14 protein-coding genes are annotated in these 15745 nt (G+C 72.3%); 5 read left to right on the top strand and 9 right to left on the bottom strand.

What is annotated here, in order from left to right; translation table 11 throughout:
* Nucleotide 1 precedes the first annotated feature (1 nt).
* From ACFQZ6_RS16295 to ACFQZ6_RS16280, 4 genes are all read right to left on the bottom strand, one after another.
* On the bottom strand, nt 2-856 hold the full coding sequence (locus ACFQZ6_RS16295; protein ID WP_381609389.1) for a 1,4-dihydroxy-6-naphthoate synthase: 855 nt from the start codon (nt 854-856) through the stop codon (nt 2-4).
* The gene (locus tag ACFQZ6_RS16290; protein WP_381609388.1) at nt 843-1523 is read right to left on the bottom strand and encodes a futalosine hydrolase; all 681 of its coding nucleotides are present in this window, start codon (nt 1521-1523) and stop codon (nt 843-845) included. Before ACFQZ6_RS16290 ends, ACFQZ6_RS16295 begins: the two co-directional genes overlap by 14 nt.
* Entirely contained in the window at nt 1493-1969 is a 477-nt protein-coding gene (locus ACFQZ6_RS16285) for a DUF2771 domain-containing protein (protein ID WP_381609385.1), read from the bottom strand. The genes ACFQZ6_RS16290 and ACFQZ6_RS16285 overlap by 31 nt, the downstream gene beginning before the upstream one ends.
* Before the next feature lie 62 nt (nt 1970-2031).
* A complete protein-coding gene (locus ACFQZ6_RS16280; RefSeq protein WP_381609382.1) occupies nt 2032-3459 on the bottom strand; it encodes an MFS transporter in 1428 nt (475 codons plus the stop codon).
* Between the two features lie 303 nt (nt 3460-3762).
* On the opposite strand from ACFQZ6_RS16280, the gene ACFQZ6_RS16275 reads away from it, so the two are divergent.
* Complete coding sequence (locus tag ACFQZ6_RS16275) at nt 3763-4689, top strand: DUF3027 domain-containing protein (protein WP_381609378.1); 927 nt, start codon at nt 3763-3765, stop codon at nt 4687-4689.
* Between the two features lie 4 nt (nt 4690-4693).
* On the opposite strand, the gene ACFQZ6_RS16270 is transcribed toward ACFQZ6_RS16275, so the two are convergent.
* Genes ACFQZ6_RS16270 through ACFQZ6_RS16260 form a run of 3 tightly spaced genes read right to left on the bottom strand, consistent with a single transcriptional unit; the run spans nt 4694 to nt 7129 of the window.
* Nucleotides 4694-5617 carry a hypothetical protein gene (locus ACFQZ6_RS16270; RefSeq protein WP_381609376.1) on the bottom strand — a complete coding sequence of 308 codons (924 nt, stop codon included), beginning with the start codon at nt 5615-5617 and terminating at the stop codon, nt 4694-4696.
* Nucleotides 5614-6141 carry a DUF6932 family protein gene (locus ACFQZ6_RS16265; protein WP_381609374.1) on the bottom strand — a complete coding sequence of 176 codons (528 nt, stop codon included), beginning with the start codon at nt 6139-6141 and terminating at the stop codon, nt 5614-5616. Before ACFQZ6_RS16265 ends, ACFQZ6_RS16270 begins: the two co-directional genes overlap by 4 nt.
* Nucleotides 6142-6199: 58 nt before the next feature.
* On the bottom strand, nt 6200-7129 hold the full coding sequence (locus tag ACFQZ6_RS16260; protein WP_381609372.1) for a helix-turn-helix domain-containing protein: 930 nt from the start codon (nt 7127-7129) through the stop codon (nt 6200-6202).
* Between the two features lie 414 nt (nt 7130-7543).
* Between ACFQZ6_RS16260 and ACFQZ6_RS16255 the strand changes: the two genes are divergently transcribed.
* The 4 genes from ACFQZ6_RS16255 to ACFQZ6_RS16240 all read left to right on the top strand — a co-directional run bounded on the left by ACFQZ6_RS16255 (nt 7544) and on the right by ACFQZ6_RS16240 (nt 12932).
* Nucleotides 7544-8419: a helix-turn-helix domain-containing protein gene (locus ACFQZ6_RS16255; RefSeq protein WP_381609369.1), complete on the top strand. Its 876-nt coding sequence runs from the start codon at nt 7544-7546 to the stop codon at nt 8417-8419.
* Nucleotides 8416-8625 (top strand): DUF397 domain-containing protein, encoded by a 210-nt coding sequence (locus ACFQZ6_RS16250; RefSeq protein WP_381609366.1) that lies wholly within the window; start codon nt 8416-8418, stop codon nt 8623-8625. The genes ACFQZ6_RS16255 and ACFQZ6_RS16250 overlap by 4 nt, the downstream gene beginning before the upstream one ends.
* A gap of 68 nt (nt 8626-8693) precedes the next feature.
* A complete protein-coding gene (locus ACFQZ6_RS16245; RefSeq protein ID WP_381609363.1) occupies nt 8694-11834 on the top strand; it encodes a sacsin N-terminal ATP-binding-like domain-containing protein in 3141 nt (1046 codons plus the stop codon).
* Between the two features lie 156 nt (nt 11835-11990).
* Nucleotides 11991-12932, top strand: coding sequence for a hypothetical protein (locus ACFQZ6_RS16240; RefSeq protein ID WP_381609360.1), 942 nt, complete (start codon nt 11991-11993; stop codon nt 12930-12932).
* 7 nt (nt 12933-12939) lie between these two features.
* Here ACFQZ6_RS16240 and ACFQZ6_RS16235 read toward each other — a convergent pair whose 3' ends face one another.
* Complete coding sequence (locus ACFQZ6_RS16235) at nt 12940-15339, bottom strand: HAD-IC family P-type ATPase (RefSeq protein ID WP_381609356.1); 2400 nt, start codon at nt 15337-15339, stop codon at nt 12940-12942.
* Between the two features lie 120 nt (nt 15340-15459).
* Nucleotides 15460-15735, bottom strand: a complete 276-nt coding sequence (locus ACFQZ6_RS16230) for a DUF2530 domain-containing protein (protein ID WP_381609353.1) — start codon at nt 15733-15735, stop codon at nt 15460-15462.
* Nucleotides 15736-15745: the final 10 nt, after the last annotated feature.

Genomic DNA, 15745 nt, shown 5'->3' with positions numbered 1-15745 from the left:
CCTAGGGGAAGGTGAGGGCCTGCGGGCCGAGGGGCGGGAGGAGTCCCTCGGCCGCCGCGCGGGTGAGCAGGCCCCGTACCGCCGCGTAGCCGTCGGGGCCCAGGTCGGCGGTGAACTCGTTGACGTACAGGCCGATGTGCTGGTCCGCGACCGACGGGTCCATTTCCTGGGCGTGTTCCCTCACATAGGGGCGGGAGGCTTCGGGGTTCTCCCAGGCCAGTTGGACCGAGGTGCGCAGCGCGGCGGCGAGGGCGGTGAGGGTGGGGGCGCCCAGGTCGCGCTTGGCGATGATCGCGCCGAGCGGGATCGGCAGGCCCGTGGTGCTCTCCCAGTGCTCGCCCAGGTCGGCCAGCTTGCGCAGGCCGTAGTTCTGGTACGTGAAGCGGGCCTCGTGGATGACCAGGCCCGCGTCCACCTTGCCGTCGCGGACCGCGGGCATGATCTCGTGGAACGGCATGACGACGATCTCACCGACGCCGCCCGGTACGGTGTCCGCCGCCCAGAGGCGGAACAGCAGGTACGCCGTCGACTTCTCGCTCGGTACGGCGACCGTACGGCCGGTCAGGTCGGTGGGCCCCCCGTCGCGGGTCAGGACCAGCGGGCCGCAGCCCCGGCCCAGCGCGCCGCCGCAGGGCAGCAGGGCGTAGGTGTCCAGGACGTACGGGAGGACGGCGTAGGAGACCTTCAGGACGTCGTACTCGCCGCGCTCGGCCATGCCGTTGGTGACGTCGATGTCGGCGAAGGTGACGTCGAGGGCGGGGGCGTCGGGGACGCGGCCGTGGGCCAGGGCGTCGAAGACGAACGTGTCGTTGGGGCAGGGGGAGTACGCGATGCGGAGCCGCTCACCTGTGGTCATGTGGGTTCCAACTCTCCAGTACGGGCGTGAGCTTCCCGAACGCCTCGGTGAGCGCCGCGAGCGCCTCGCCGATGCGCCAGGCGGCGCGGTCCCGCGGGCCGACCGGGTTGGAGACGGCCCGTACCTCCAGGACGGGAACGCCGTGCAGGGCCGCCGCCTCCGCGACGCCGAAGCCCTCCATGGCCTCCGCGAGCGCGCCGGGGTGCCGGGCGCGCAGCGCGGCGGCGCGGGCGGCGGTGCCGGTCACCGTGGAGACGGTGAGGACGGCGCCGGTGCGGGCGCCGGTCGCGGCGGCGGCCTGCCGTACCAGGGCGGCGGGCGGACGGTGGGTGACGGCGCCGAAGCCGAGGTCGGTGACCGGCAGGAAACCGTCGGCGGTCTCCGCGCCCAGGTCGGCCGCGGTGATCTCGTCGGCGACGACCAGGGAGCCGACGGGGGCGTGGGGCTGGAAGCCGCCGCCGATGCCCGCCGAGACGACGAGGGTGTGGCCGGTGGTCGCGAGCGCCGTCGCCGTGGCCGCCGCGGCGGCGGCCGGACCCACTCCGGCGGCGATCACCGGGCCGGGGAACGCCCGCGCCACCGCGTCCCGTTCGGCGGGGACGGCGGTGGCCACCAGGACGCGCGCGGCGGACGGGGTCAGTAGTCCTTCTCCAGCTTGAACGACCACAGGCCGGTGATGTCCTTGTCGCCGCCCGCCTTGACGGAGACGACGGTGGAGTCGCCCTGCGCGCCGTACTGTTCGTTGAAGAAGACGCTGCCGGGGACGGTGCGGTAGGTGCTCTCGCTGGAGTCGGAGATGGCCCGGCCGTTCATCAGGACCGTCCAGCCCTCCTCGGCGATCTCCTGGTCGACACCGATGCGTACGGTCTCGTCCTGGCCGACCTTGATGGACTTGACGTCCTCGTCCTTCTGGCACTTGGCGACGTCGGCGGCCTTGAGCGTGTCGCCGTCGTTGTAGCAGAGCGCCTCGGAGCTGACCGAGTCCGATCCGACGGTGACCGTCGACATCGGCGTCGGCTTGTCGCAGGCCGACAGGACGAGCAGTCCGGCGGATACGGCGCCGGCGGCGGCGACGGCGCGGCGGCGTCGCACAGCAGCGGATTGCATGGTCATGGCCGAAGGCTATCGGGCGCCCGCCGCCCGCTGGCCATGTGGGGTGCGCGGAGCGCGGTGCGTTACGCCACGCGGGGACGGCCCGACCCGCCGCGCCGGACCGAGGCGAGCAGCCCGCGCACGGTCGCCAGCCAGCCGACGGCGACGATCGCGGCGCCCACCGACAGGCCCAGCGTGCCGTTCAGCGGCAGGGCGATACCGACCGCGCCGCCCACCACCCACGACATCTGGAGCAGCGTCTCGGAGCGGGCGAACGCCGAGGTGCGGACCAGTTCGGGCACGTCCCGCTGGATCAGCGCGTCCAGCGACAGCTTCGCCAGCGCCTGCGCGAACCCGGCGAGCGCCGCCAGGCACACCACCAGGAACGCGCCGAAGAACGCCGCCGCCGTGATCGCCGCGCCCACCTCGATCGCGACCACCGTCACGATAATGATCTCCGGCGCCCGGGACCGCAGCCACGCCCCGACCGCCGTGCCCAGCGCGTTGCCGGTGCCCGCCGCCACCGCCACCGCGCCCAGCGACACCGCCGCGCTCTGCCCGGACAGCGGGTGCTCCCGCAGCAGGAACGCCAGGAAGAAGATCAGGAAACCGGCGAGGCAGCGGATCGCCGCGTTGGCGCCCAGCGCGTGGGTGACCGCGATGCCGACCGTGCGCAGGCCCGGGCGCTTGACCGGCTTGAGGTGCGGGCCGTGCAGGTGCTCCTCGTCCGCCGCGAGCAGCGCGGTGTCCTCGCCCTTGGCGGAGTCGACCTTCGGGGGGAGGGAGAAGGAGAGGAACATGCCCGCGATGAAGATCACGAAGGCGCCGTAGAGCGGCCAGCGCGGGCCGACCGCCTGGAGGCCGGCGCCGATCGGCGCCGCGACGCCGGTGGCGAGCAGCCCGCCGAGCGTCACCCGTGAGTTGGCCTTGACCAGGGAGAACCCGGTGGGCAGCAGCCGGGGGACGACCGCGCTGCGGACCACGCCGTACGCCTTCGACGCCACCAGCACGCCGAGCGCCGCCGGGTACAGCTCGATGCTGCCGCTGATCACCGCGCCGGACAGCACCAGGGCGAGCAGCGCCCGCGCGAGCATCGCGCCCGCCATCGCCGCGCGGCGGCCGTGCGGCAGCCGGTCCAGGAGAGGGCCGATCACCGGGGCGAGGAGCGTGAACGGCAGCATCGTGATCGCCAGGTACAGCGCGACCCGGCCACGCGCCTCGTCGGTCGGGACCGAGAAGAAGACGGTGGAGGCGAGCGCCACGGTGATCATGACGTCGCCCGCGCCGTTCACCCCGTGCAGTTCGATCAGCTTGCCGAGGCCGGACTCGCCCGCGCCGTGCGCGTGGGTGGCTCTGCGGATACCGCGGGCGGTGCCCGTCACCGGGAAGTGCAGGGCACGGCCGACCGAACGCACGGACCCGAGGAGCCGGGCCCGCACGTCACCTGCGCTCTTTCCGCCGATCTGGCCACCGATGCCGGTGGCCCCGTCGGATGACTTCGCGGTTGCCACCCCGTCATAGTGCCCCGAGAAAGCCGCCCGTAGTGCGTGTACGGCGCGTATGGCCCGCACTTCACAGAAGACGCGCCCGGCCGGAAGATCACCGTCGGGCCGCGATCCGTCCCGTCGGTGTAGGCCAAGCGCCGCCGAACAGGTAGCGTGCGTATCTCGGCCATCCCGCAGAATGGATGGTGTCAGGTGCGCTGGTAGTGCGATGGCGCGTGGACGTCGACGCGGTCCCCCGGTCCGCTCCGTCCGCCCCGCCGCCTTCAGGCAGGCGCACCCGAGAGACGGCGTAGGAGAGAAGCGATACCTGTGAGCGCAGCGACAACGCGAAGCCGCACCCCCGACCGCCTGTGCGCCGAGGCAGTCGACCTCGCCCGCGCCGCAGCCGAGGAGGCCGCGGCACCAGGAGTCGTCGGCGAGCATGTGGGGCTGGTCTCCGAGGGGGACCGGGTCGTCACCCACTTCTTCGAGTGCAAGGAGCTGGGCTACCGCGGCTGGCGGTGGGCGGCGACGGTGGCCCGCGCCTCCCGCGCCAAGGTCGTCACGCTGGACGAGGTGGTCCTGCTGCCCGGCCCGGACGCGCTGCTCGCCCCCGAGTGGGTGCCCTGGAGCGAACGCCTCCGCCCCGGCGACATGGGCCCCGGCGACCTGCTGCCCACCGACGCCGAGGACCTCCGTCTGGAGCCCGGCTGGACGGGCGAGGAGGAACCCCCGCCGAACTCCGCCGTCTCCGACGAGATGGCCGACCTGGTCGAGGCCGAGGACGCGGAGGTGACGGCGGGCACGCCCGCGACCCTCCCGGTGGCCCCGACCCGGGGCTCCATCTCCGCCGTCGCCGAGGAACTCGGCCTGCGCCGCGCCCGGGTCCTGTCCCGGTACGGCCTCCACATCGCCGCCGACCGCTGGGAGGAGGCGTACGGCGCCAAGACCCCGATGGCCCAGGCGGCCCCCGCGGCCTGCGTGAGCTGCGGCTTCCTCGTCCCGCTCGGCGGCTCCCTCGGCCAGGCGTTCGGCGTCTGCGCCAACGAGTTCTCCCCGGCGGACGGCCGGGTCGTCTCCCTCACCTACGGCTGCGGCGGCCACTCGGAGGCAGCGGTCATGCCGAAGCCCCCGGTCCCCGCCCCACCGGTCATCGACGAGACCCGGGTGGACCCGTTCCCCCTCCGCCCGCTACGGGACTCGGGTTCGGTCCCGGAGGTGACGGACGAGGAGACGGCGGAGCTGGGGCACTCGTAGGGGGTCAGGACTCCAACGGAAGCGGAGGCTGTTCCGCGGCTGGTCCCAGGTACGTGTACTCGGTGGAGCGGGCGATACCCACGGAGTCCAGATGTTGACGGAAACGTACCCGGAAGTGGACGTTGTCGCCCAGACCAGGACGCATACGGAGCAGCTTCTCGGGCTCCTCGAAGTGCACGTCGTAGGCTGGGGCGTTTTTCGCCGTCCCGGTCTTGACCTTCACCCACCCGCTTTCGCGTAGCTCGGTGATCCGGCCTGAGATGGTGATCTCCTGATCGCGCGGTCGGGTTTCGCGCAGGTGTTCGACGTGGCGTCTGCCGCGCTCGGTCAGTCGGGCGCGGCGCATACCGCCGTCAGCGCCGTACCAGGTCATGCCCAGGTTGAGGCCGTACTTTCCCAGGGCGCGGGCAAGGCCATCCACCGCGTCGAAGAGCCGCGCCCATTCCCGGATGTCCTCCTCGGACTCCAGGGCGGTCAGCAGCTTCGTGAGCGCGTACATGCCGGTGCTGGCGGCGGAGGTGGCGGGAGCGTCCATGGCGGGTGGCTCGGTGGGGGCCAGGGTGGCGACTGGGCGCGCATACACGACGGTGCTACCCGCTGAGACGCCCGTGAGTTCGAGTTGCACCGGCGTGCCCGCAGCGACCGAGAGGGCGTTCTCCACGGGGCTGAGAAGCGCGTCGCCCCACTGGAAGCGCAGGGCGCCTCCCTCGGTGTCCGGCCCTGTCAGGCGAAGCTGAAGTTCCTCATCGAGGCGAGCCTGGGGCTCGTATTCGCGCGCGGCTGCCAGACGACTCGTCCGATGTTCGGCTTCGACCTCCTCGTCATCCCGTTCCTCGGTGCCCATCTCGTCGAGCAGGCGGGTCGTGAGGTCGGCGTCGTCTCCGAGGATCGCGCGCCTGCGCTCGCGCCAGTTGTCGCCAGCAGTCACAGCCGCACCTCCAGGCATCCGCGCGCCGGGGCAGCGCTCGCTTCGGATGGTGCTTCCGTGAAGCATGTCCGGTCCTGGGACGTCATGCGTTCGGGGCGGAACACGTGGACGACAGGTCGGTAGCCGATTCTCACCGGCGAGACGCCGAACTTGTCCCTCATGCTGCTACGGCTCTTGAAGGCGGTGGTCAGCCACTTGGAACCCGGCTTGCCGCGCACCGCGAACTCGGCTCGCGTGTCGATCAGCAGGGCCACGTCGATGTTCCGCGGGTTGAGCTTCGTACTGACGTAGCTGCCGCCCAGCCACAGCCTGTGGACGAGAGTGAGCCCATCCAGGAGGTCTGCGTATACGTCCTCCAAGGTCAGGAAACGGTCCAGGTAGTCGTGCAGACCGTCCCACAACGCATGGCGGGTCGCGGACGCTCGGAACTCCTCGGCAGTGACGAGTATCTCCTCGGCTTCGCTGAGGGAGATCGAATACCGGCCCTGTGGCAGGAACCCGTTCGATGTGAAGGCAGGCAGCACGTGAGGTCCTCTCCGGGTTACGTGTGAAGGGCTATGAGCGGGAGGCCACGGGTGCCGGTCATCTTGCCGGTAGGCACTCGTCGGCGTCTTGGGTTCGCGTCACCTCGTTGGCTGCCGCCGTGCACGACCGGCACCTGCCAGGTCGTGGAGCTCGGAACGCGCGGTCACAGCCGTCGCAGTTCTGGAGCGGGTGCCGTGCGGCCGCTGGGGAAGCCGGGGCGCGAAACGGCGGGGGAGGCGGTAGCTGGGCGGTGAGGCGGTGTGCCAGGAGGGCGGCGGGCCGCCGTAGACCCTCGGGCGGAAGGTCGGCGGTCAGGGCTCGTTGTACGGCCGTGGGGGCGATGTCGCGTTCCAGCCAGGCGGCGACGCCCGGGGCGAGGTGGGTGACGTCCTCAGCGGACAGGAGCAGACGAGGATCGAGGCGGTGGAGGCCGACGAGAAGGTCCGTTGCCGCCTGGAGGAGACCAGGAGAGGGGTACACCGGACGAGGAACGGCGGGCAGGGCCTTCTTGCGGGGCGTCCGCTGCCGCGGCTTGGCGGCCTGCGCGGGGGGTGCGGCATCGGGGGTGGCGGGTTGACGGTCGTGGTGGCCGGGCTGGTTGCAGGAGATCGTGCGGGTGACGATACGGCCGCCGGGGACGCGTTGCCGGGGACGGCGGAGGTATCCGTGGGTCTCCAGCTCACGCAGCGCGGCGGCGATCCGGCCCGCGCCCTCCGGGAAGCGCGCCGCGAGGGTCTTGATGTCCGCGCGGGCACCGGCCGGGAGGGACTGGAGGTGCACCGACAGGCCGATCGCCAGGAGCGACAACTCCGGGTGCTGCGCCAGGTGGTTGCCGATCACCGTGAAGCGGGTGGTGTGGCGGGCGTTGTCGTGCACCAGCCCGGTCGAGTGCTCGGGAGGGCCTGAGTAAGGCCGCCGGTTCGGGTGGCTGTTGCCCGTAGGGCGGGACTGGGCGTGCGGGGGCACGCTAGGGTGCTGCGTATCCATCAGGAAGGCCTTCTTCTTCCTTGGTGGTCAGGCCCTCGCCTTGGGATTGCCGGTCCCGGCGAGGGCCGTCGCATGTCTGCGGTGGTGTCGCGCTGAGCGTAGGGCAGGCAACAGGCGCCCAATCCAGCCGATTTGGGGATGTTCACCCGTGCGGGTGAGGCCGGAACGCGGGCGGGTGGGGTGGGGCTTGGTGGGGTTCTTTCCTCGTGTGGTTCTTCTTGGGAGACGCCCGGCGCACCGGAGCCCGGAAGGTCGGGCCCCGGTGCGGGCGGATGCGGCAACTGAGCCCCTGAGGTGGGCGGTTTCCCTGTTCGTGTCACTTGACGGCGTGCGGTGTGCGTACGGTGATGAGTGACGGAGTCGGCACGCACAGTGACCGACTGGAGGGGTGGACGGGAGACGGAGGGGGAGCGCATGTCGGTGGATACGACCGAGAGCCGGATCAAGGCCGAGACCGACGAACCGGGTTGGGAGGTGGACCCGGACGACGAATGGGGCATGGCGGTCATCGGCACCGTCGGGCGGCAGTTGCGACTCCGCCGGGAAGCCGTGGGGATGCGCGCCGCCGACTTCGGTACCGCCGTCGGCTACGGCGAGGACCTCGTGTACAAGATCGAGGGCGGGAAGCGTATCCCCCGGCCCGAGTACCTCGACAAGGCGGACGAGGTGCTGGAGGCGGGCGGGCTGCTCGCCGCCATGAAGGAGGACGTACGGAAGGTCCGGTACCCGAAGAAGGTGCGGGACCTGGCGCAGGCGGAGGCGAAGGCAGTCGAGCTCCAGCTCTACGACCCGCTGAACATCCACGGGCTGTTGCAGACCCCGGAGTACGCCCGTGCGCTGCTCAGGATGCGGCGGCCCGCCTACTCGGAGGAGGAGGTGGAGCGGTTCATCGCCGCGCGCGTGGCCCGCAAGGCCGTTTTCGACAGGAACCCTGCCCCGGAGATCAGTTTCGTGCTGGAGGAGTGGACGCTGCGGCGCCCACTGGGAGGCAAGGCGGTGCTGCGACGGCAGGTTGAGCATCTCCTGGAGGCGGGACGGTTGCGGAACGTCGAGCTTCAGGTGATGCCGATGGACTGTGAAGGGCACGCGGGTGTGGATGGCGGAATCGACGTGCTGAAGTTCGCGGACGGTTCGGCCGTGGGTCGTTCGCCCGTAGTGGCAAACGGCCGACCGGTCTGTGACCTGAGGCAGCTTCGTATCCTGGAACTGCGCTATGGCATCATCCGGGCTCAGGCTCTCACTCCGCGTGAGTCAACGGCCTTCATCGAGCGACTGCTGGGGGAGACATGATCCGCAAAGCCTCGGCCGACAACGCCACTGATCTGGCATGGTTCAAGAGCAGCTACAGCAGTGGCAGCGAAGGCGATTCGTGTGTCGAGGTTGCCGCGACTCCCCGCACCGTCCACATCCGTGACTCCAAGAACGTCGAGGGCCCCCAGCTCGCCGTCACGCCGACCGCCTGGGCGGGCTTCATAACCTACGCAGCCGAGGGCTGACCTGTCCCCGGCATAGGCCAGCGCGGTGCTCCGGTACCTTCGTGCTCACGCCGATGAGGAGAGTGGACGTGAGCAAGTTCGTGCGGCCCGCAGCCGAGGGTGCGGATCCCTTCGGGACGGCCCGTCTCAGGCGAGGCGTCCTGGACGCCTGGGCCACCAGTCCGGCCCGTTTCCGTGAGGACGCCAACGCCGAGGAGGACCTCGTCCTCGGCGGCTACCGGGACCGCCTCGTCGTGGAGCTGGCGCAGAACGCCGCCGACGCCGCCGCCCGCGCGGGCACCCCGGGCCGTCTCCGGCTCACCCTGCGGGACAACGTCCTCGTCGCCGCCAACACCGGCGCCCCCCTCGACGCCGCCGGTGTCGAGTCCCTCGCCACCCTCCGCGCCTCCGCCAAGCGGGACGCCGAGGCCGCCACCGTCGGCCGGTTCGGCGTCGGCTTCGCCGCCGTGCTGTCGGTCACCGACGAACCGGCCGTCGTCGGCAGGCACGGCGGCGTCCGCTGGTCCCTCGCCGAGGCCCGCGACCTCGCCGCCGAGACCGCCGCGCGCAGCCCCGGGCTCGGTGACGAGCTTCGCCGCCGCGACGGCCACGTCCCCCTGCTGCGGCTGCCGTACCCCGCCGAGGGCACCGCCCCGGACCCGTACGACACCGCCGTCATCCTCCCGCTGCGCGACCCGGCCGCCGCCGATCTCGCCGAGCGGCTGCTGACCGCCGTGGACGACGCCCTGCTGCTCGCCCTGCCCGGCCTGGCCGAGGTCGTGGTCGAGGTCGGGGACACCGTCCGCACCCTCAGCCGCCGCACCGAGGGCGAGCTGACCGTCGTAGCCGACGACCGCGACGGCACCACCCGCTGGCGTACCGCCTCGGCGCACGGCGCGCTCACCCCCGACCTGCTCGCGGACCGGCCCGTCGAGGAGCGGCTGCGTCCGCACTGGTCGGTGACGTGGGCCGTCCCCGTGGACGCCGGGGGCGCGCCCGAGCGGCCCCGCACCAGCCCCGTCCTGCACGCGCCCACCCCCAGCGACGAGCCCCTCGGCGTGCCCGCGCTGCTCATCGCGTCGTTCCCGCTGGACAGCACCCGGCGGCACACCGCGCCCGGACCGCTGACCGACTTCCTGGTGGAGCGCGCGGCGGACGCCTATGCCGGGCTGCTCGCGGACTGGCGGCCGGTCGGGGAGGGCGTCATCGGGCTCGTCCCCGGTCCGCTCGGCAAGGGCGAGCTGGACGGCGCGCTGCGGCAGGCCGTCCTCGCGCGGCTGCCCCGCACCGCCTTCCTGCCACCCGCCGCCGAACCGTCCCCCGCCGACGCGGACGCCTCCGATGAGGACGGTGGCCTCCCGGAGGCGCTGCGCCCCCGGGACGCCGAGGTCGTCGAGGGCGCGGGCGCGCAGACCGTGCGGGTGCTGGCCGAGGTGCTGCCGACGCTGCTGCCCGCGGGGCTTGAGCGCCGCGTGGAGCTGCGCACGCTCGGCGTCGCCCGGGTGCCGCTGACCGACGCCATCGACCGGCTCGCCGGTCTGGAGAAGGCGCCCGAGTGGTGGCGGCGGCTCTACGACAGCCTCGCCGGGGTCGACCCCGACCGGCTCTCCGGGCTGCCCGTGCCGCTCGCCGACGGCCGGACGACCATCGGGCCCCGCCAGGTGCTGCTGCCCACCGCCGACGCCGCCCGCCTCGACGCCGACGTCCTCGCCCGGCTCGGCCTCAAGGTCGCCCACCCGGACGCCGCCCACCCCCTCCTGGAGAAGCTCGGCGCGCTGCCCGCCACGCCCCGCGCCGTGCTGACGACCCCGCAGGTGCGGGCCGCCGTCGCCGCCTCCCTCGACGAGGACGGCGGCGCCTGGGACGAGGACACCCCGGACGCCGAGGAACTCGCCGACACCGTCCTCGCCCTCGTCCGCGACGCCGGTCTCGACGCCGGTGAGGAACCCTGGCTCGGCGCCCTCGCGCTGCCCGACGAGGACGGCGAACTCGCCCCCGCCGCCGAGCTGGTCTTCCCCGGCAGCCCCTTCGCGGAGATTATCCGGCCGGGCGAACTCCCCTTCGTGGACGCCGAGTTGGCGGAGAAGTGGGGCGTCGGCCCGCTCGCCGCCTGCGGGGTCCTCGCCGACTTCGCGCTCGTCCGCGCCACGGACGTCGTCCTCGACCCGGACGAACTCGACCCCCGCGAGGGCGACTTCCCCGAGCCCGACGACCCGGGGCTGCTGGACGCCGTCGACGTGTGGTGCGAGGACATCCTCGACCGCTTCCCCGACAGCCCGGTGCCGCCCGTCGCCACCGAGCTGACCGCCGTACGCGATCTCGACCTGGTCGCCGACGACCAGTGGGCGCGCGCCCTGTCCCTGCTCTCCAAGCCGCCGCTGCGGGACGCGCTCGTGCAGTCCGTGCGGGTCCTGCTGCCCGACGGCACCCACGAGGTCGTACGGCCCTACACCGCGTGGTGGCTGCGCGGGCACCCCGTGCTCGACGGGCGCCGCCCGGCCGGGCTGCTCGCCGCCGGGGGCGACCCGCTGCTGCGCGGCCTGTACGACGAGGCCGACGCGACCGGCTTCGACGACGAGCAGGTGCTGCGGGCGCTGGGCGTACGGACGTCCGTCGCCGCGCTGCTCGACGAGCCGGGCGGCGCCGCCGAACTGCTGGACCGGCTGGCCGACCCGGAGCGCACCGTCACCGCCGCCCAACTGCACGGGCTGTACGGCGCCCTGGCCGACCTCGACCCGGAGCAGGTCACCCTGCCGGACGAGCTGCGGGCCGTCGTCGACGGGCGGGTGGAGATCGTCGACGCCGCGGACGCGGTGGTCGTCGACTCGCCCGACCTGCTGCCGTTCACCGGCGGGGTGCCGCTGCTGCCGGTGCGGCCCGCGCGGGCGGCGGAGCTGGCGGAGCTGTTCCAGGTGCGGCGGTTGAGCGAGTCCGTCACCGGGGCCGTGGACTCCGAGGGCGTCGAGCACGACGTACCGGAGTCGGTGCGGGTGCTGCTGGGGCCGCGTACCCCGTCGTCGTACGTCGAGCACGAGGAGCTCGTCGTCGACGGTGTCGAGATCGACTGGCGGCTCACCGACGACGGGGTGCTGCACGCGGCCACCCTGGAGGGCGTCGCCGCCGGGCTGGCCTGGGCGGCGCGGCAGTGGCCGCGCCGGTTCGAGGTCGCGGCGCTGCTGGAGGACCCGTCCCGGACGGAGGAACTGGCCCGGGACCGCTGGTTCGACTGAATCCTCATATTTTCTTCACGGCCGTTACAACCATTCACGGCCGTCACGGATCTGATCGTGTGGGCCAACAGGCTCCACGATCACCTGTGCTCCGCCGTGCTCACGGGCCGCAAGGCGCGAAGGGCAGCGGGGCCCCTCTCCTCCATGGGGAACGCAATGCGTATTCGCGCCACCGTGGCCGCCGTCTCCGGCGCCCTGGTCCTCTCCGCCCTCGCCGCGCCGCTCGCGCAGGCGGAAGGGTCCACCTCGTACAGCCCCGCGGACCTGACGAAGTCGGTGCAGGAGGCCCGTCAGGCCGCCGCCGCGGCCCAGTCGGGCCGCAGCGCCTTCGCCGCCACCGCCGACACGGGCTCGCCGTACGCGCTCAACTTCACCTTCTCCAACGTGAAGGTGAACAACGGCTCGTCCATCGTCCTCGGCACCGGCTTCCACAAGGCCGTCCCGGTGACCTACAAGGTCACCCACGGCGCCGACGTCGACATCAACGACCCGGAGCTGTACTTCGACATCGAGCTGTGGCGCGGCGGCAGCTACGTGGAACCGACCAAGGTGCTCATCGGCGACCAGTGGCCGAACTGCACCGCGACCTCCAGCACCACGGCCAACTGCACGGCCACGATCGACATCTATCCCGAGATCGAGCTGACGAACTCGGACGCCACCGTCTGGAACATCGGTGGGTACGCCATCGACTACAACGGTGAGGACCCCCTCGCCGACAACGTCAACTGGGACAACGTGGGCGTCGCCATGCAGGGCAACATCGGCACGACCCGGCTCAAGCGCATGGCCAAGCTGACCGTCAACGCCTCCCCGGAGCCGGTCGCCAAGGGGGCCACCGTCACCGTCAGCGGCAAGCTGACCCGGGCCGACTGGCCGAACGCGCGGTACGTCGGGCTCAACGGGCAGTCGGTGAAGCTGCAGTACCGGACCAAGACCGGCTCCTACACCACCCTGAAGACCATCACCTCCGGCACCGGCGGCGCCCTGAAGACCACGGTCAAGGCCACCGCCGACGGCTACTACCGCTTCGCCTTCGCGGGCCTGGCGAGCACCGCCCCGGTCAACGCCACCGGTGACTACGTCGACGTGAAGTAGCCGGGCCTCAGGCGGGGAAGCGGCGGCCCACCCAGCGCCACAGCACCTCCAGGGTGGCCGCCGCCACCGCCGCGATGCCCACCGCGACCCACGGCATCGTCATCCCGACCAACTTCAGCGCGAAGAACTCCTGGAGCCACGGCACCACCAGCACCAGCAGGAACCCGAAGCCCATCGCCGCGACCAGCGCGACCCGCCACCAGGTGTACGGGCGGGCGATGATCGCCAGCACCCACATCGAGACCAGGAACAGCGTGAGGGTCGCCGCACTGGTCTCCGCGTCCAGCGCGTCCGTACCGGAGTAGTACGACCGGGCGACGAGGTACGTCGTGAAGGTCGCCGCCGCGGCCACCACGCCGCCCGGGATCGCGTACCGCATCACCCGGCGCACGAAGTGCGGCTGCGCCCGCTCCGTGTTGGGCGCGAGGGCGAGGAAGAACGCCGGGACGCCGATCGTCAGCGTGGACAGCAGGGTCAGGTGCCGGGGCAGGAACGGGTACTCCACCTGCGAGCACACCACCAGCACCGCGAGCAGCACCGAGTACACCGTCTTGACCAGGAACAGCGTCGCCACGCGCGTGATGTTCCCGATGACGCGGCGGCCCTCGGCCACCACCGACGGCAGGGTGGCGAAGCTGTTGTTCAGCAGCACGATCTGCGCCACCGCCCGCGTCGCCTCCGACCCCGAGCCCATCGCCACCCCGATGTCGGCGTCCTTCAGCGCGAGCACGTCGTTGACGCCGTCGCCGGTCATGGCGACCGTGTGCCCGCGGGACTGGAGGGCGCCCACCATGTCCCGCTTCTGCTGGGGGGTGACCCGCCCGAACACCGTTCCCTCGTCGAGGGAGGCCGCCATGCCGTCCTTGTCGGCGGGCAGGCGGCGGGCGTCCACGACCGTCCCGGACAGCCCCAGCTTGTCCGCCACCGCGCCGACCGAGACCGCGTTGTCGCCGGAGATGACCTTGGCGTGGACGTCCTGCTCGGCGAAGTAGCGCAGGGTGTCGGCGGCGTCGGGCCGCAGCCGCTGCTCCAGCACGACGAGGGCGGCGGGCTTGGCGTCCCGGGTCGGGTCGGGGTCGTCCAGTTCCCGGGCGGCGCGGGCGAGCAGCAGGACCCGTAGGCCCTGCTCGTTGAGGCGGTCGGTCTCGGCCAGCGCGGGGTCGTCGTCGGCCAGCAGCACGTCGGGGGCGCCGAGCAGCCAGGTGCTGGCCTCGCCGTTGCCCTCGCTGAAGGAGGCGCCGCTGTACTTGCGGGCGGAGGAGAACGGCAGCGACTCCACGCACCGCCACTCCTCGCTGTCCGGGTAGGCGTCGATGATCGCCCTCAGGGAGGCGTTGGGCCGCGGGTCGGACTCGCCGAGCGCGCCGAGCACCTGGCGTACGTACGACTCGTCATGGCCGTCGAGCGGGCGCAGCTCGGTGACGTCCATGCCGCCCTCGGTGAGGGTGCCGGTCTTGTCGAGGCAGACGGTGTCGACGCGGGCGAGGCCCTCGATGGCGGGCAGCTCCTGGACGAGGCACTGCTTGCGGCCGAGCCGGATCACGCCGATCGCGAAGGCGACGGAGGTGAGCAGCACCAGCCCCTCGGGGACCATCGGGACGATGCCGCCGACGGTCCGGGCGACGGAGTCCTTGAAGTCGTTGTCCTTGACGACGAGCTGGCTGACGACCAGCCCGACCGCGGTCGGGACCATCATCCAGGTGACGTACTTGAGGATGGTGGAGATCCCGGACCGCAGCTCGGAGTGGACGAGCGTGAACCGGGACGCCTCCTCGGCGAGCTGCGCCGCGTACGCCTCGCGGCCGACCCGGGTGGCCTGGAAGGCGCCGCCGCCCGCGACCACGAAGCTGCCGGACATCACCTGGTCGCCGGGGTGCTTGACGACCGGGTCGGCCTCGCCGGTGAGCAGCGACTCGTCGATCTCCAGCCCGTCGGCCTCGACGCAGACGCCGTCCACGACGACCTTGTCGCCGGGCCCGATCTCGATCAGGTCGTCCAGGACCAGCTCCGAGGTGCTGACCTCGGTGGCCTCGCCGTCCCGCCGCACGGTGGGCCGTACCTCACCGATCAGGGCGAGGGAGTCCAGGGTCTTCTTCGCCCGCCACTCCTGGATGATGCCGATGCCGGTGTTGGCGAGGATGACGAAGCCGAACAGGCTGTCCTGGATCGGCGCGACGAAGAACATGATCACCCAGAGCACGCCGATGATCGCGTTGAACCGGGTGAAGACGTTGGCGCGGACGATGTCGGTCAGGGACCGGCTGCTGCGCACCGGCACGTCGTTGACCTCGCCCCGGGCGACCCGCTCGGCGACCTCGCTGGCGGTCAGACCGGCCGCGGACGTCGGCGTGGGCACGCGCACGGGGTGAGCGGGATCGAGTGCGGCGCCCGCGTCGGTGTGCGTCATGCCTTCGACGGTACGTGGGGAGGCGGGCGTTCACCCGGGGAAGACGGCGAAGATCCGACTACGGGAGGACGGCCGTAGTGCGGTGGTTGTACGCCGCGTCAGGCGGACGTCAGGCGGACGTCAGGCGCTGGCCTCGGGGGTGGCCTCCGGGCTGGCCGCGGCGCGCTTGAGGGCGGCGTCCCGCTTGCGGACGTACCAGACGCCGATCAGGCCGAGGCCGCCCCCGGCCAGGCAGGTCCAGAGCCACCAGGTGTGCCCGTGGTCGTCGAACCAGCCGTAGAACGGGAGCTGGACGAGGAAGAGGACGAACCAGATGACGGTGCCGCCGGTGATGGTGGCGACCACGGGCCCCTCCAGGGGCTCCGGCGCCTCGTGCCTGGGTGTCCACTTCGCCATGGGGACAGCT

Origin of the sequence: Streptomyces flavalbus, assembly GCF_042674625.1 — a bacterium.
Classification (GTDB): Bacteria; Actinomycetota; Actinomycetes; order Streptomycetales; family Streptomycetaceae; genus Streptomyces; species Streptomyces flavalbus.
Note: the sequence above shows the minus strand (reverse complement) of the source record. Positions and strands in the feature narration are given on the sequence as shown.

Excerpts from the sequence above, each read along its gene's own strand:
- ACFQZ6_RS16295 (WP_381609389.1), bottom strand. The coding sequence starts at position 856 with ATGACCACAGGTGAGCGGCTCCGCATCGCGTACTCCCCCTGCCCCAAC.
- ACFQZ6_RS16285 (WP_381609385.1), bottom strand. The coding sequence starts at position 1,969 with ATGACCATGCAATCCGCTGCTGTGCGACGCCGCCGCGCCGTCGCCGCC.
- ACFQZ6_RS16260 (WP_381609372.1), bottom strand. The coding sequence starts at position 7,129 with ATGGATACGCAGCACCCTAGCGTGCCCCCGCACGCCCAGTCCCGCCCT.
- ACFQZ6_RS16255 (WP_381609369.1), top strand. The coding sequence starts at position 7,544 with ATGTCGGTGGATACGACCGAGAGCCGGATCAAGGCCGAGACCGACGAA.
- ACFQZ6_RS16250 (WP_381609366.1), top strand. The coding sequence starts at position 8,416 with ATGATCCGCAAAGCCTCGGCCGACAACGCCACTGATCTGGCATGGTTC.
- ACFQZ6_RS16240 (WP_381609360.1), top strand. The coding sequence starts at position 11,991 with ATGCGTATTCGCGCCACCGTGGCCGCCGTCTCCGGCGCCCTGGTCCTC.
- ACFQZ6_RS16235 (WP_381609356.1), bottom strand. The coding sequence starts at position 15,339 with ATGACGCACACCGACGCGGGCGCCGCACTCGATCCCGCTCACCCCGTG.
- ACFQZ6_RS16230 (WP_381609353.1), bottom strand. The coding sequence starts at position 15,735 with ATGGCGAAGTGGACACCCAGGCACGAGGCGCCGGAGCCCCTGGAGGGG.